The following is a 16,470-nucleotide window of genomic DNA, read 5'->3' as shown; positions in this document are numbered from 1 at the left end:
CTTTAAAAAATGAATATGATAGCAACAATATACTACGTTGTCTTCAAGCCACGCACAGGAACGTCCATATGGTATACGTAATGTTTAATAATTTGCTCTGCTTGTTCACATGTTAAAGGTTTACTGATTGCTCCTTCCATAAAGTAATGTTGGCAATCGTATTTGACTACCTCCGCTTCAAAACCAGTCAAGGCAATAATAGGAACATGGTGATTTGTATTTTTTTCTTTTTGACGTAATTGTTTCGCAACGACATACCCTGAGGAGTCTTCCAATCCAATATCCATCAAAACCAAGTCATATTTTCCAGGATGAAATAATTTTATCGCGCTATCAGCAGAGTCTGCTATATCGACGTGACAATGTAATGCTGTTAATAATGCTTTTTCAACATTTTGTGCGATTATATTATCTTCTACCATGAGCACAGTAGGTAAGTAACCTTCTTTAAGTGTATGCTCCATTTTTTTATTATTTTTTTGTAAACTATCTACATGAGTTTCAACTTCTTTATTAAGAGTGATATCGTTTAAAATAACAATTAATCCAATTATTTTTTTGTCACGATTATGCATTGGCACTCGAGACGATTGAAAATAGTAAAGTTTTTCAGAATTGTCTTTAATCGGTTTTTCTTCTACATGAAGCTGAGGAACCCCAGAAAAAATCACTTTCATGTCATCTAGTTTTAACTCTTCTATTCGTTCCTTATCCCAGTGCGCAAATTCCTCCAGTTGTTGGTAAGGCGAGCCCTTTAGATCGCTTATTGTATTTACGCCAAGCAATTTTATGAAATTGTTATTGCATCCTTTTAGATTACATTCAGTATCTATCCAGTACACAATATTTGGCATTGAATTGATAATTTCCATGTAATATTGATGTATGGAATCAATCTCTTCTTGAGATTTATTTTTAGCTTGGGATGACATGCAAATACTCCAATAATTTATCGTTTCGCATGTAAATTATAGTACAGGTAAATTATTTTGATTGTTTCACTTAGAAGCTAGTTCATCAGAGAGTATTTTTCAAAGAATAATATTAAGTTTTATCTCTGAAGTATCGCCATTTTTTGATTAATACCTTGATTTATAAATACTTTTCACACCTACCACGTCCTGCACTGCGAACAGGACATGAAATACAGGACGTAGAAGTCAAAGATAAAAAAAATAATCTAACGAATAATCCATTCAATTTGTTGTTTCAAATCAATTGAAATTTCGGAAAGTTCCTCAAGCTCATAATCCATATAAGGATTATCAATTGAGTTATTAACTTGATGTTGTTTAATTTTTTTGTCTCGCTCTTGATGTAACCACAAAATCTGTGGCTTAAATAGATGAAGTACACCTTCAACCCACTTATCCAGTACTTGCCAGTAGGGATCATCTATCAAAGTCATTTTGTAGCGTTTTAACAGACGTTCGCTGTCCTCAGCATTATACCAAATTTCGGAAGTTACCCACCGATTAACAGTGAATAAGCGTATAGGTTGCCCTAATTGATTCATGCCAATGGCGATCAAATGAGTCATTGGATTATCAATATACCTATCCCAATCCGCTAAAGGTGCTGGCTTAATTCCTTTAGGAATATGTTTGTAGCGTAAAAAACAATGAAAATGGCCATGCTCAGTACTTTCATAGTTTTCCCTATGGCAGTGATAAAAATATTGCGAGCCTGTTTTATGATCAATACGATCGCCTGGAGGATAATGACTCATATGTTCAAAACGACGTTTCTTTTTTAAGGCGTAATGAAGAACGTTCTTACCCTTATTTGTCGTCATTATTTGTTGTGATTCTAAAACTTGTTTGGCGTAATTCAAATAAATATTCTTATGCCAATTACTGAGTTGGGGTAAGGTAAAATCTGAATGGGTACTCATATTTCTTACTTCATGAAGGAAAAATGAAGAGGTAGTAAGAACTACCTCTTTAAAGAATAAAGATTACAGATTACTCGCCAGAGCAACCACCGCAACCTTTACAGCCTTTGCAACCTTTGCAACCTTTACAGCCAGCACAACCCTTGCAACCTTTACAACCTTTGCAAGTGCTTGTAGTAGTAGAAGAAGCGTCATCTGCGTAAGCAACAGAAACCACAGGAGCTGCTAAAACAGTTAACAAAGCAGCTACAGCTATTGTTGATTTTTTCATAATTTTACTTCCTTGATAGTTAATGATTTTTAACCCAATTAGATATTAGCAAAGAAATTGGAGTTTTTCTTCTTTTTTTTAAAAAAAGTTTATCTTTTCATGCCTTTTAAACACTATAAATAGCTGAAAAATTAGGTATGGAAAAATTATGACAATTCTTTTTTCGAAACCATTAAAAAGAATCTATCCAACATTTTTGCACTTAAAATCCATTTTAAAAAAATCATAAGATGCGCTGGAAAAGTCACTGGATACTTGACTCTAGGTCTCTTAGATTCGATTGCATGAATAAATTTATTAATTACTGCATCAGGTTTGCGGGTAAAAACAGAATCTGATTTTTTTTGTTTAAACGTTGTCAGCATCCGTTCGTATTGTTTCGAAAAGTGGCTTTTTTGCATGTTGATATGCTTCAATGAATCATCAACACAATTATCTCGAAAACGACTTTCTATTGGCCCTGGCTCTATAGTAATGACATCAATACCTGATGACTTCAATTCGAGTCTTAACGTGTCACTTATACCTTCTACTGCATATTTAGATGCATTATAGGCGCCGCGAAAGGGCATACTAATAATCCCCAAAATCGAACTTAGATTAATAATGCGACCAGAGCCTTGCTGACGCATGACTGGAATGGCAAGATTTGTGAGCTCAACTAATCCAAAAACGTTTGTTTCAAATTGTGCACGCAATACATCACGTGAAATATCTTCCAACGCCCCTGCCTGGCCATATCCTGCATTATTAATTAAAACGTCTAAACGCCCATCTGTTTTGGCCAGAACCTCAGTAAAAGCTCTCTGAATTGAAGATGAATCAGAAACATCCAGTTGAACCGCTTCGACGCCCATATCCAATAATTTTCGGACATCCTCCTTTTTCCTACATGAGCCAATGACTCTGTGCCCTCTTTTTTGCAGAGCAAAAACAGCATCAAAGCCAATACCACTAGAACAACCAGTAATTAAAATTATTTTTTCATTCATAAATCAAATCCCAAAATTGCTCATGAAAATTATTTATAATCTATAATTCTTAATGTAACAACATAAGAGGGGTTGCATCATGGAAAAAGTTAGCATCCGAAGTTACAAAACGATTTCGCATCTTCTACTACCCTTTATAATATTTATAGGTTTTTTCTACAGCAGCTTAGTTAAAGCAGATACCCTACCCGCACAACCACCAGGCCAACAGCTTGCTTATTTTATTGGATTTCATTCTGGTGGCTATTATGAACCACCTCCATATTATTTTCATCGTCACCATAGAAATCTGTTCTGGACCCCCTGGAGATATGTAGGTCATGGCTGTCGCAAAAGCTGTCTTATTGACCGCTGGAGTGGTCAAGTGCTTCGTTGTAGAAGAATTTGCCGATAGCTGAGAAAGACATTTAAAAACAAAAGATTAGAGTCTTTTTCCATTTTGCTAGCTTGGGACAACCCCTAGAGTTTAGGCAAAATAATCAACCAGTCCTTTGACTCTCCCTTTATTTTTTAGGGGAGTTACTCCAATTTCATCTTCAAAAGTGTGAGTTAATTGTTCTTGACCGCTATTATTTTGCTGAGAAAACTGACGTGGATTGGCATCAGAATCAATTTGAACTTCAGATAAGTTTAAACCTTGCTCAGCCATCATTGCCTGTAATCTTGGTAATGATTGATCAATAATGTCTCGTATATGATGATTATTGGTTATTATGTTTACCGAAGCAGAATCGTTCATCACCTTAATATTGATTTCTAATGGACCTAAATCTTCAGGATTTAGTTTGATTACCGCACTTTTAACCCCTTGTTGCTGCCCAAGCCAAATAATATGCTCTGAAAATTGCTTAGACCATTCGGGTGTATTAACTTCTATTGGTATCACTAGAGATTGAGTTTGAGACGCAATATCCATAATAGGCGCTCGGTTTTCCATAGGCACATCAACACGCACCTCACTTGTTAATACATGCCCCATCAGTTGTAATTTTGTTTCGTCAGAATTTTCGATTGCGGGCAAAGACGGTGCAGAAGTAGTGCTAAGCGGGGGAGATGTTATTCCATTTTCATCAGTTAGTGATTGAAATGATACGGTTTGACTTGTCTTTTTTTCTTCTGTAGAATTTTCCAAGTCGCCGAATTGATATTCCAAGCGTAAATTTGATGTCATTGATTCCTTGTTGTTAATGTGATGTGACAAGGTATTTGGCGAATCTTTATTGTTTCCAACGGGTTCTACAGATTTTAATAATATATTGTTACTAATTTGTGGGATCTCAGAATTTAAAAACTGCTCTGCATCTTGTAGTAAATTATTCTTAGCTTCGACTATAAGAGCTTGTTGTTCTATAGATTGTCTATCTAATAATTGTTGTGTATTTAACGATTGTATCTCTTTCTGTTGTATTTCTTCCGATAAAAGATCATTTTTGGAGATTAATTCATTGTGCTGTATTTGAGTTTCTTTAACTTGTACTGGTCTGGGTAAAGGCTTTTCTTCATTTTGTTCTGGGGAGGTAACGCCATTTAACATGTCACTTGGATTATATTCTTGCTTCAAATTGATTCGCTTGTTCTCAATTTCCTGCTGATAATATTGAGAATTAATCCAAGAAACAGCAACATTATTTTCCATCTCAATGATTGACTGCTCTTCACTTTTTTCTTCAATAACATCTTCTGATTCCGGTGATTCCGAATTAATTGATTCTGGACATGACTGCTGAGGTTCTTCTGCAATTTCAGTGGTTGCCTGATAATTAGACATCTCTTTTACAACATGTGCTAATAATAAAATAAAGGTATTTGGGTCTTTGAGATCGACTGTTGGCAGAGGATTTTGAATATCACTTTGAGGTTTTTCTACTGATTCTGTCAATATTTCGCCATTTAGGGCATTTTCACATGACAAATTATTAGAGAAAAGATCAGCAACTCCAGATGAATTTAATAGTGTATTATTCAAGTCGGTCATTCTACCCCCCCATAATATTGATTATTGGAAAGCAATATCCGTACCAATTGATAACTTAAACTATAATAATCAAATTTTTGTTAAAAAATATTTCTTGAGTGTAAATCCACCTAAAAGATCTATTTTAAACCAAACAAATGATGCTAATCTACGCTCACTAAAAATTTTAAGAGTTATTATCATGTATTTTAAGTCTTTTTTCCCCAAGAAATATACGCACGAATCAGTTTTAGTGGAAATCAAAAGAGTGAAGGATTTCTTGAAGGACAAAGAAGAAACAGATAAATCTGCTTTTTTTATCCTGCTACAGTATCGAATCGAAGATTTTGAGAGGGCCCTAAAAGAAACTCCTGATCCATATGAAAAACAAAGAATAATAGATCAATATCACCGTTTTGCTAAAACGGTATTATCTTGTCTATCCAAACCAAAAGACACTGATTCTTATATAAGTACTTACTTTGACGCTAAAAATTATTACCCAGTAGGAGTTACTGAGGTAATACAAGAACCTATTCGGCATAATATATCACTCGCTGCAACCATTTTAGGTGCAGCGCTTATCTTAGCATCCATAGCTGCGATATGGATTAATCCGTTGATAACTGCCATTTTACTTCCAATTGGCATTACGATTTTAGCGCCTGGCGGTACATCTTTATTAATCTCAAGTCCTCTTGATCCCTCAGCAAAACAGACTGAAGAGAAGCAAATTTTTGAAGCTGGAGCTCGAGTAATTGATCCTAAATTTGATGCCGATCAAAAATATTACCCACAGCTTACCGCTGTTACACTCTAAAAAGTTCAGGCCTAATTTCATAAGATCCCATGGAATTTTCTTAAATTTGAGCTATCATTCAATTTTTGATTTCAGGAGTTCTTCATGAAAGTAGGTCGTGACAGCTTATCAACAAAATCTCAATTGCAGGTAGATGGAAAAACCTATCATTATTACAGTCTTAAAGAAGCCGAACAAAAAAACTTTAAAGGGATCAGTCGTCTTCCCTACTCGCTCAAAGTTCTTTTTGAAAATCTGTTGCGTTTTGAAGACGATAACACCGTAACTACCAATGATATTAAAGCTGTTGCAGACTGGCTACATAATAAAACATCACAACATGAAATTGCTTTTAGACCTGCACGTGTATTAATGCAGGACTTCACAGGAGTTCCTGCTGTAGTTGATTTAGCAGCGATGCGAAACGCAATCACTAAGATGGGTGGCGACCCCGATAAAATTTCTCCTTTATCGCCCGTAGATTTGGTTATTGATCACTCAGTGATGGTGGATAAATTCGGAAGTACTGATGCTTTAGCTGTAAATACTGAAATTGAGATGAAGCGAAATAATGAGCGCTATGAGTTTTTACGCTGGGGTCAAAAAGCATTTGATAATTTCCAGGTTGTTCCTCCTGGTACAGGTATTTGCCATCAAGTAAATCTTGAGTACTTGGGCAAAACGGTGTGGAGCAGCAGTGACAACGGTACTTTGTATGCATATCCAGATACATTAGTTGGTACAGACTCCCATACAACAATGATTAATGGCCTAGGCGTGCTCGGATGGGGTGTTGGTGGTATTGAAGCCGAAGCAGCAATGTTGGGACAGCCTGTATCCATGTTGATTCCTGAAGTGATTGGCTTCAAATTGCATGGAAAGATGAAAGAAGGAATTACCGCAACTGACCTGGTACTTACAGTAACACAGATGCTTAGAAAAAAAGGTGTTGTCGGTAAATTTGTTGAATTTTATGGACCCGGTTTGAGCGATCTACCTCTTGCTGATCGCGCCACCATCTCTAATATGGCACCCGAATATGGTGCGACATGTGGATTTTTCCCAGTAGATAAAGAAACGATTCGCTATCTCGAATTAACTGGACGTGATAAGCACACGATAGCATTGGTTGAGGCGTATGCTAAAGCGCAAGGAATGTGGTATGACAAAGACAGTGAAGATCCTATATTCACTGATACTTTAGAACTTGATTTGAGTACGATTGTGCCCTCATTGGCCGGTCCTAAACGACCTCAAGATAAAGTCACTTTAAGTACCTTACCTATTGAATTTGATGCGTTCCTCAAAGAGGCTGGAAAAGAACAAGAAAAAAACTCTTCTTTTGCAGTTAAAAATCATGATTTCCAAATGAAACACGGTCATGTAGTCATTGCGGCAATAACCAGTTGTACGAACACATCAAATCCAAGTGTCCTTATGGCTGCAGGATTAGTAGCTAAAAAAGCAATTGAAAAAGGACTGCAACGCAAACCTTGGGTTAAGTCCTCTTTAGCCCCAGGCTCAAAGGTAGTAACAGATTATCTTAAACAAGCCGGGTTACAATCTTATTTAGATCAATTAGGTTTTAATTTAGTAGGTTATGGTTGTACTACATGTATTGGTAACTCTGGCCCATTACCTGATGCAATTTCACACAGTGTTAGTGATAATGATCTCGTTGTTTCAGCTGTTTTATCTGGAAACCGGAATTTTGAAGGCCGCGTACACCCTCAAGTCAGAGCCAATTGGTTAGCATCACCTCCGTTAGTAGTAGCCTATGCTCTTTGCGGTACCACAACCATTGATCTAAGCAAAGATCCTATAGGTAAAGACAGTAAGGGCAATGATGTGTATCTGAAAGATATTTGGCCATCTAATGCGGAAATTGCGGCTGAAGTTTCTAAAGTTACAGGTGGAATGTTCCGTAAAGAATATTCAGAAGTATTTCTTGGTGACGAACACTGGCAAACGATTAAAACAAGCAGTGGGAAAACCTATGAATGGGATACAAATTCAACGTACATTCAACACCCGCCCTTTTTTGATAACTTAAAAGCAAAGCCTGATTCAATTAAACCAATTAAACGAGCTTATGTACTTGCTTTATTTGGTGACTCGATTACAACAGACCATATCTCTCCAGCAGGCTCCATTAAGGCCAACTCACCTGCTGGCTTGTATTTAAAATCCAAGGGAGTTGATGAAAAGGAATTTAACTCGTATGGCTCTCGACGTGGTAACCATGAGGTCATGATGCGAGGTACTTTTGCTAATATTCGTATTCGTAATGAAATGACCCCAGGTCAAGAAGGCGGTATCACACGTTACATTCCTTCAGGTGAAGTAATGCCCATTTATGATGCAGCAATGCTTTATAAGAAAGACCACCATGATCTTGTAGTCATTGCTGGTAAAGAATATGGGACAGGATCTTCAAGAGATTGGGCAGCAAAAGGAACCAATTTACTTGGGGTCAAAGCAGTCATTACTGAAAGCTTTGAGCGCATTCACCGTTCTAATTTAATCGGTATGGGGGTTTTACCTTTACAATTTTGTGACGGTATGACACGTAAGACATTGGAGTTGAAGGGAGATGAGCGCATCAGTATTGATGTATCTGATTCTTTAAAACCTGCTTCAATGGTTCCAGTAACTATTGAACGGACTAATGGTCAAATCGAAAAGATTAATGCATTATGCCGCATCGATACCGCTGACGAATTAGAATATTATAAAAATGGTGGTATTCTGCAATACGTTCTTAGAAATCTGTGTGCTTAATATGATCAAAATATATTCTCAGTTGGGTCTTTGGCCCAACTGGAGTATCATCAGCTTAGATCGATATGCTCATGGCTTGTTTGGGTTAAAATCCCAACCTACTTTTATATTTAAATTTCACATATGACAAGAGCACCAGCGTCCAAAGTTATTGGCGGTTTGGTTAGGCCGCATTTGTTAAGGATTAATCATGAATCACCCTAAAAAAGTTCTAAGCGTTTTTTCTTTAGTAATGATTAACGTCATTGCTGTTGATAGCTTACGTACTTTGCCTATTAGTGCCAAGCTCGGCCTTACATTAGTCTCTTATTATGTTGTTGCTGCGTTTGCCTTTTTTATTCCTGTCTCTTTAGTGGCAGCTGAATTAGCAACTAGCTATCCTGAAACAGGAGGAATTTATGTATGGGTTCGTGAAGCATTCGGTAAGAGAGCAGCGTTTATTACGATTTGGCTTCAATGGATATATAATGTTGTTTGGTATCCAACGATACTTGCTTTTATCGCTGCCACCCTATCCTATTTAATTAGCCCAGAATTAGGAAATAATAAGTACTATTTATTAGGCACAGTGTTAATTCTGTTTTGGATGTTTACAATACTTAATTGCTTTGGCATGAAAGTATCAAGCATAGTTAGCACAATTGGAGCAACACTAGGCACAATATTTCCCATGCTTTTTATTATTTTCTTAGCAATGCTTTGGGCTGCTCAAGGAAAACCAATGATGGTCGGCTATCCCTCCGCATGGTTACCTGACTTCAGTTCTTTAGGTAATTTATCGTTATTTGCAGTAGTATTATTTGGCCTACTTGGTATGGAAATGTCCGCAGTTCATGCTGAAGAAGTAAAAAATCCCCAGCGGGATTATCCAAAAGCGCTTCTTTACTCAACTATTTTAGTCATTTCTACGCTTTCTTTAGGCTCGATAGCCATTATAGTTGTAGTCCCTAATGAAAATTTAAGCGTTGTATCTGGACTTATTGATGCTTATGCTGTTTTCTTTAACTCATATAATATGCCCTGGATGACCTCAATTATTGCCATCTTAATTATTTTAGGTGGTCTCAGTGGTGTTTCAGCATGGATTATTGGGCCAACAAAAGGATTAATGGTTTCTGCGCGTGACGGATCCTTACCTACGAAATTTGCACATACCAATAAGCACGGCGCACCAACAACAATTCTCTTTGCACAGGCTATTATTTTTACCGTTTTAAGCTCAGCTTTTATTTTGTTACATTCAATTAATGCGGCTTACTGGATGTTGAGTGATCTGTGTGCCCAAATGGCCTTATTAGTCTATGTTTTTATGTTTGCCGCAGCCATTAAGCTAAGATACAGTAAACCCAACCTACATCGTGGATACACTGTTCCAGGTGGTAATCTAGTTATGTGGTTATTATGTATCGTTGGGATTCTTTGTTGTCTTACAGCAATTGTTATCGGTTTTGTACCTCCAACACAAATCCCTGTTGGTAATGTATTTATTTTCGAATCATTTCTAATTGGTGGATTAATTATATTTGTGTTAATTCCGTGGTTTCTTGCTAAAAGACATTAGAGTATTTTTAATACGTGGCCTGGGTGAAGGCGTAGCCGTAACCCGGGTTCCGCTGCGCTTCACCCAGGCTACAATTATTGATTTATGCGAAGAAATCAATAACCGCTTGATTCCACTGTTTGGGCTGCTCTAAATTAGATAAATGCCCTGTATTAGGTAAAGTAATTAATTGACTATTTTTTGCAAGTGAATGCATATCAATACTTTGTTGTGGTGGAATTACTTTATCCAATTCACCTGTAATAATTAAAATAGGTAGCGTTGTAGTTGCGAGTAAAGATGAGGTGGAGTCACGGAGTGCCATACCGCGCAAAGCAGATGCAGCAGCTGTAGGTTTTTGTAAGCTTAAAATATGGTGAAGATAAGTTTTTATTTCTGGTGAGGCATAAGGAGAGAGTGCTTTTGTCATAAATCCATCAATCAGAGTGTCCATTCCATTTTCAAGAACATCAAGCGCAGTTTTTTCACGAGCAGCTTTTGCTTCTGCGCTATCTGCCACAGCTTGCGTATTGGAAAGTACTAATCCTAATGTTAGATCTGGATATTTATTTAAAAAGGCAAGAGCAATGTATCCTCCCATTGATTCTCCTGCAACGATTGCTTTATCAATCTTTAAGTAATCTAATAATTCTTTTACTTCCTGAGCGTATTCAGACATGGACATTGCTTTTCCATCCACACTGGATGATTCACCAAACCCCCATAGATCGAGAGTAATTACACGAAAATGTCCTTTTAGCCCCTCTTGTTGAGCCTGCCATAGCCGTTGATCTGTGGGAAATGCATGAATTAATACAAGTGGTTTGCCGTCACCTACGTCATTATAAGAAATAAATTGGTTTGTATGAGGGAGGGCTATTGTCGTCGCAAACAAGGCATTATCAAAAAAAGCAAATACAATAAAAATTAAAAAGACAAATATCTTATTCATTAATTACTCCATTAATCAGTGCGTTGTAACGTCATGTTAACTAGAATATGGGAGTTACTTTAACAGTGATAAGACACTCTATTAAAGTAACGTCCTTTAAGCAGTTTATTATCTATTAATCAGGCAAAGACATTAAACTTGCATTACCTCCAGCTGCAGTTGTATCAACAGTATAAGTTCGTTCATGACATAATCGGACTAGATAGTTAGGTCCCCCTGCTTTAGGACCTGTTCCTGACAATCCCTCACCACCAAAAGGTTGTAAGCCGACAACGGCTCCTATCATATTTCGGTTTACATAACAGTTACCTGCATGAACGTTCTGTCTGATGTATTCAACTGTTTCATTAATGCGACTATGGATTCCCAGAGTTAGACCATAACCAGTTGCGTTAATTTGTTTAATCACTTGATCCAAGTCTTTTTGCTTAAATTGAATCACATGCAATACTGGACCAAAAACTTCTTTTTCTAGTGCATTGATATGATCAATAGCAATAGCAGTTGGTGGCATAAAATATCCCGATTCGAGTGATTCATCCAATGAGCATTGGTAAATTATTTCAAAACGTTTTTTCATATTATCCACATGATTTTTTAATGTGGACAAAGCTGCTTTATCTATAACAGGTCCTATATCAGTGACTAGCCAGCGCGGATCTCCTACAACTAATTCCGCCATGGCCCCTTTTAAAAGCGCTATCGTTCTTGGGTAAACTTCTTCCTGCACAAATAATACACGCAATGCAGAACATCTTTGACCTGCACTACCAAAGGCTGAGTTAATTGCATCCACAACAACTTGCTCAAGCAATGCAGACGAATCAACAATCATTGCATTTTGACCACCTGTTTCAGCAATCAATGGAATAAGTTCTCCACCCCGTGTCGACAAGGTATGATTAATGAGATTAGCCGTATCAGTTGACCCTGTAAATAACACTGCTTTAATCCGGTGATCAGCAACCAATGCAGCCCCAATTGTCTCACCTGGTCCGGGAAGTAATTGTACCGCACCTATAGGAATACCCGCTTTATGCATTAATTTAACAGTATAAGCAGCAATTAATGGCGTTTGTTCTGCAGGTTTTGCAATAACACAGTTCCCCGTTACTAAAGCAGCAGCAATCTGACCAGTAAAAATTGCCAATGGGAAATTCCATGGGCTAATACAAAGTACTACACCGCGAGGATGCAAACTAAGTTCATTTAATTCACCTGTATAACCTGTCAAACGCAAAGGGGTAGCTAAAATTTGCTGAGCTTGCATAGCATAGTAACGACAAAAATCAATGGCTTCTCGCACTTCTGCAACGCAGTCATTCATTGTTTTTCCCGCTTCCAGGCATGCTATAGTCATAAGTTCTGTCTGATTTTCTTGTAATAAATCTGCAAACCGATTCAGACAAGCAGCTCTTTCCTTAACGGATATAGCAGACCAAACAGGGAAAGTCTGTTCGGCTGTTGCTAAAGCCTGTTTTACATCGTCAAGTGATGCATTTTGGACTGTTCCTATAATATTTTCAATTTGTTGCGGCGATTCAATTCGTTGCTTTTCGCCTATAAGCGTTGTGCTACCTGCAATGATAGGCTCTGAAGTCCATTGCTGTAGCTTGATTTGAGCCATTTTTTGTTGTAAAAGAGCGCGCTCGGCTCGATCGGTAAAATCAAAACCTTGAGAGTTTTTCCTACTTGGTTGAAATAGATCTTCCGGTAAGGGAATGTTCTGATTCATCTTATGCAATAGTGACTTGGCTTTTTCAACGGGGTCCTCAACCAATGTACTAATAGGCGCATTGTCATCAACAATACGGTTTACAAATGAAGAGTTTGCTCCATTTTCTAATAATCTACGGACCAAATAAGGAAGTAAGTCTTCATGGCTACCTACAGGTGCGTAAATACGACAAGGAATACCATGACATTCAGCTGGTACTATTTGTTGATACAATTCATTACCCATTCCATGTAAACACTGAAACTCAAAATCTCGATAATCACCAGTAATATTTAAGATCATCGCCACGGAATAGGCATTATGTGTTGCAAATTGAGGGTAAATCGCATCCGTCATGGTCAATATTTTTTTCGCACATGCCTGAAAAGAAACATCTGTGAAAACTTTACGCGTAAATACAGGGTATTCTTTAAAACCCTGCATTTGCGTTTTCTTGATCTCGCTATCCCAATAAGCACCTTTGATCAAGCGGACCATAATTCGGCGTTGCTTTCTTCTTGCAAGAGCTGCTACCCAATCCAGTACATAAAAAGCTCTTTTTTGATACGACTGAACAGCCAAACCAAAGCCATTCCATCCGTCTAAACTGGTGTCATTAAAAACACGCTCCATTACATCAAGTGATAACTCCAAACGTTCAGACTCTTCAGCATCAACTGTTAGAGCGATATCATAACTCTTCGCTAAACGAGCAAGTGCCAACAATTTAGGTGACAACTCTTCCATAACTCGCTCATATTGGCTTTCATTATAGCGTGGATGTAATGCAGAGAGTTTTATAGAGATTCCTGCACGTTTGTATACATTTGAATTTTTATCAGCCTGTCTGCCTATTGCTTCAATTGCGTTTTTATATGCTTCAAAATAGCGTGATGCATCAATCGAGGTAAGTGCTGCTTCCCCGAGCATATCGTAAGAATAACGATATCCTTGCGCCTCTTTCTTTTTTGCTCGACTTAATGCTTCATCTATAGTTCGTCCCATCACAAATTGTTTACTCATGATTCGCATCGCTTTATCAACCGCTTTTCTTACTACTGCCTCACTGCTGCGATTCACGAGCTTCATTAACGATTTAGATAATGTTGTTTGGGCTTTTTCTGGTGTCAGTATTTTACCTGTAAGCATCAGGGCCCATGTTGTTGCATTTACAAAAAACGAATCACTTTGGCCTATATGAGATTTCCAATCACCACCAGACAATTTATCTTTAATTAAATTATCAATTGTAGCACTGTCAGGAACACGCAATAATGCTTCAGCCAAACACATGAGGGCAATACCTTCATCACTGGATAAGGCATATTCAGTTAAAAATGAATCAATACCGGTACTTTTTTTTCGTTCTGCTCGCACTGATTCAACCAGTTTTGTTGCACTATTCCTAATATCAATTAATTGCTGTTGCCCTAATGCTGCTTTCTCACAAAGCTCAGATATCAAGGATAATTCATCAACACGATAGGCATGATTAATAGCAGCTCGTATTCCTTCAGGTAATTGTATGATCTGCTTTTCCAGCATAGCATTCTCCGAAATCAAATATATAACTATTCTTTTTCCCCTTTCTCTCTTGAGAAGTATCAAGTCAATGCTGGGTTTAAAAGAGTTTAAAAAAGTAGCAGCCAAGTATAATTTAGTGCTATATAAAATGGAATGCACTGGCTATTATTTTGCTATACAATAACCATAGCAATCCACAGTAAATGGGGTAATTATACCTTGTTTTAAGCAAAATATCTGTTGTTTATTTGATAAATTTGAACTATTTTTAATCATTTAGGCCGTGTTTTGCCACACCAAATAGAGCAAATAACAAACCAATCGTTCACTTATTGATCAATTGGTTTTTTTAACGCTTAAATAAGACTTTGAATTGAATAATATTTTTCCCTGATGAACAAAGAAAGCTCTTGTAATTTTACAATTACATGAATTGTTAATATAATCACCATTTTTATAAAGAACTGTAATTGCTATTTACAAGAAGAAAGGAGAAGTATGAATACCCTATTGACTCTAATCTCAACTATAATTTTAACCAGCAATATAACTTCCAGTGCACCTACATTTGCAGCTCGATCTGAAACAGATATCAATACTAAATTGCAGCATTTGAGCAGCAAGGCACCCCAATTAAATAGAAATGTGTTAAAGCTTGCATTAACTGCATATAGAAATGCGAGCAAGAGAGGCGCCGTCAAAAAACCTGTGCTTACGGTAATTGATTACTCTTTACCCTCAAACAAGCAACGTATGTGGGTATTTGATCTCAATAGAGAACGCCTCCTATATAATACTTATGTTGCACATGGCAAAAATTCAGGTGTGAATAAAGCAAGTCATTTTTCGAACGTTCCTTCAAGTAAACAATCAAGTTTAGGCACATATATTACAAAAGATACCTATATAGGACATAAAGGATACTCACTCAATCTTCAAGGTCTGGACAAAGGCTTTAATGATAATGCATTAAGTAGACGTGTAGTAATACATGGTGCATGGTATGTAGAACCTGATTTCATAAAACGTGCTGGTCGAGCTGGGCTATCTTGGGGTTGTCCTGCTATTGCACAAACCTTAGCAAAACCTGTAATTAACACCATTAAAAATGGTTCTGTAATTTTTGCTTATTTTCCAGATAGAAAGTTTTTATCTAAGTCAGGTTATTTAGTGGCCTAAATGTAAAAAAGCCAGGGTTACCCCTGGCTTTCGCAGTCATCCGTATAAGAACTTCCAGTTCTTATGATCATCCATGATAAATCATATCCGTATGATTACAATTCCATTTGTTTGACTCATATCCATACAAGTCATGATTAAAATGTAGCAATAGAAAAAAAGAAGTTCAAGTTTACTTTGTACTTATTTCTCAAACTTATTCACGAAAACCAGCAATTAAATTTTATTAAATTTTTTTAAAAAACAACAAGTTATAAAAAATATAAAAATTTACGCCTAAAAAAAACGGCTATTATCCCCAAGGCAATTGAGAAATATCTTACAAGAAATCAAGCAAAAGAGCGTAAAGCATATTACTTGAACTTAATGCGTAACACTAAAATAACTTAGGATAATAATTATGTTTGCATATAAGTGCTTGATTATGTCAAAAGATGTGGTAGTTTATTCTGCATCTAGATCACGCTTTAGAGCTATGCAATGGACAAACAACCGCTAACTACAATTAAAAAAGATAAATTACAAGTTATAGATTGGCTTATTGAACATTTTCCCAATGCTTTTTTTAAAAAGGGAAATCAGATTAAGCCTCTGAAAATCGGGATATTTGACGATATCATTGACTTCTACGAACGACTTGACTCTCCTCCATTCAGTAAAAAATCTTTACGAGAAGCTTTAAGCTACTATAGTGCATCACCAGCGTATTTAAGCTGTCAAAAAGAACACTCCGCACGAATTGATATTTACGGCAATGAGGTGGATGTGGTAACCCAAGAACAAGCTAAATACGCCCATCAACGATATTTAGAACGCTATAGCAAAAAGCAAGACTTAGGGAACAAATAATTGTAGCCTGGGTGCAGT

13 protein-coding genes are annotated in these 16,470 nt (G+C 36.9%); 6 read left to right on the top strand and 7 right to left on the bottom strand.

Annotated features, from left to right (window positions below):
• Nucleotides 1-32: 32 nt before the first annotated feature.
• From Lstg_RS10385 to Lstg_RS10370, 4 genes are all read right to left on the bottom strand, one after another.
• Complete coding sequence (locus tag Lstg_RS10385) at nucleotides 33-932, bottom strand: response regulator (RefSeq protein WP_058477590.1); 900 nt, start codon at nucleotides 930-932, stop codon at nucleotides 33-35.
• A gap of 248 nt (nucleotides 933-1,180) precedes the next feature.
• On the bottom strand, nucleotides 1,181-1,894 hold the full coding sequence (locus Lstg_RS10380; protein ID WP_058477589.1) for a DUF6969 family protein: 714 nt from the start codon (nucleotides 1,892-1,894) through the stop codon (nucleotides 1,181-1,183).
• Between the two features lie 70 nt (nucleotides 1,895-1,964).
• The gene (locus Lstg_RS10375) at nucleotides 1,965-2,165 is read right to left on the bottom strand and encodes a hypothetical protein (protein WP_058477588.1); all 201 of its coding nucleotides are present in this window, start codon (nucleotides 2,163-2,165) and stop codon (nucleotides 1,965-1,967) included.
• 146 nt (nucleotides 2,166-2,311) lie between these two features.
• A complete protein-coding gene (locus Lstg_RS10370; protein ID WP_058477587.1) occupies nucleotides 2,312-3,157 on the bottom strand; it encodes an SDR family NAD(P)-dependent oxidoreductase in 846 nt (281 codons plus the stop codon).
• 79 nt (nucleotides 3,158-3,236) lie between these two features.
• Here Lstg_RS10370 and Lstg_RS10365 point away from each other — a divergent pair, with 79 nt between their 5' ends.
• Nucleotides 3,237-3,551 carry a hypothetical protein gene (locus tag Lstg_RS10365; protein WP_058477586.1) on the top strand — a complete coding sequence of 105 codons (315 nt, stop codon included), beginning with the start codon at nucleotides 3,237-3,239 and terminating at the stop codon, nucleotides 3,549-3,551.
• A gap of 72 nt (nucleotides 3,552-3,623) precedes the next feature.
• Here Lstg_RS10365 and Lstg_RS10360 read toward each other — a convergent pair whose 3' ends face one another.
• Nucleotides 3,624-5,132: a flagellar hook-length control protein FliK gene (locus Lstg_RS10360; protein WP_058477585.1), complete on the bottom strand. Its 1,509-nt coding sequence runs from the start codon at nucleotides 5,130-5,132 to the stop codon at nucleotides 3,624-3,626.
• A 94-nt stretch (nucleotides 5,133-5,226) separates the two neighbouring features.
• On the opposite strand from Lstg_RS10360, the gene Lstg_RS10355 reads away from it, so the two are divergent.
• From Lstg_RS10355 to Lstg_RS10345, 3 genes are all read left to right on the top strand, one after another.
• On the top strand, nucleotides 5,227-5,931 hold the full coding sequence (locus tag Lstg_RS10355) for a lpg1689 family Dot/Icm T4SS effector (RefSeq protein ID WP_238585409.1): 705 nt from the start codon (nucleotides 5,227-5,229) through the stop codon (nucleotides 5,929-5,931).
• Nucleotides 5,932-6,015: 84 nt separating this feature from the next.
• Nucleotides 6,016-8,691: an aconitate hydratase AcnA gene (acnA, locus tag Lstg_RS10350; RefSeq protein ID WP_058477583.1), complete on the top strand. Its 2,676-nt coding sequence runs from the start codon at nucleotides 6,016-6,018 to the stop codon at nucleotides 8,689-8,691.
• 190 nt (nucleotides 8,692-8,881) lie between these two features.
• Nucleotides 8,882-10,252 (top strand): APC family permease, encoded by a 1,371-nt coding sequence (locus Lstg_RS10345; RefSeq protein WP_058477582.1) that lies wholly within the window; start codon nucleotides 8,882-8,884, stop codon nucleotides 10,250-10,252.
• Nucleotides 10,253-10,334: 82 nt separating this feature from the next.
• Here Lstg_RS10345 and Lstg_RS10340 read toward each other — a convergent pair whose 3' ends face one another.
• Nucleotides 10,335-11,183, bottom strand: a complete 849-nt coding sequence (locus Lstg_RS10340) for an alpha/beta fold hydrolase (RefSeq protein ID WP_058477581.1) — start codon at nucleotides 11,181-11,183, stop codon at nucleotides 10,335-10,337.
• Between the two features lie 115 nt (nucleotides 11,184-11,298).
• Entirely contained in the window at nucleotides 11,299-14,445 is a 3,147-nt protein-coding gene (gene putA / locus Lstg_RS10335; protein WP_058477580.1) for a bifunctional proline dehydrogenase/L-glutamate gamma-semialdehyde dehydrogenase PutA, read from the bottom strand.
• A gap of 477 nt (nucleotides 14,446-14,922) precedes the next feature.
• Between putA and Lstg_RS10330 the strand changes: the two genes are divergently transcribed.
• The gene (locus tag Lstg_RS10330) at nucleotides 14,923-15,603 is read left to right on the top strand and encodes a murein L,D-transpeptidase catalytic domain family protein (RefSeq protein WP_058477579.1); all 681 of its coding nucleotides are present in this window, start codon (nucleotides 14,923-14,925) and stop codon (nucleotides 15,601-15,603) included.
• A gap of 480 nt (nucleotides 15,604-16,083) precedes the next feature.
• Nucleotides 16,084-16,452: a ProQ/FINO family protein gene (locus Lstg_RS10325; RefSeq protein ID WP_058477578.1), complete on the top strand. Its 369-nt coding sequence runs from the start codon at nucleotides 16,084-16,086 to the stop codon at nucleotides 16,450-16,452.
• Nucleotides 16,453-16,470: the final 18 nt, after the last annotated feature.

It is taken from the genome of Legionella steigerwaltii, assembly GCF_001468065.1.
In the GTDB taxonomy this organism is placed as follows: domain Bacteria; phylum Pseudomonadota; class Gammaproteobacteria; order Legionellales; family Legionellaceae; genus Legionella; species Legionella steigerwaltii.
Note: the sequence above shows the minus strand (reverse complement) of the source record. Positions and strands in the feature narration are given on the sequence as shown.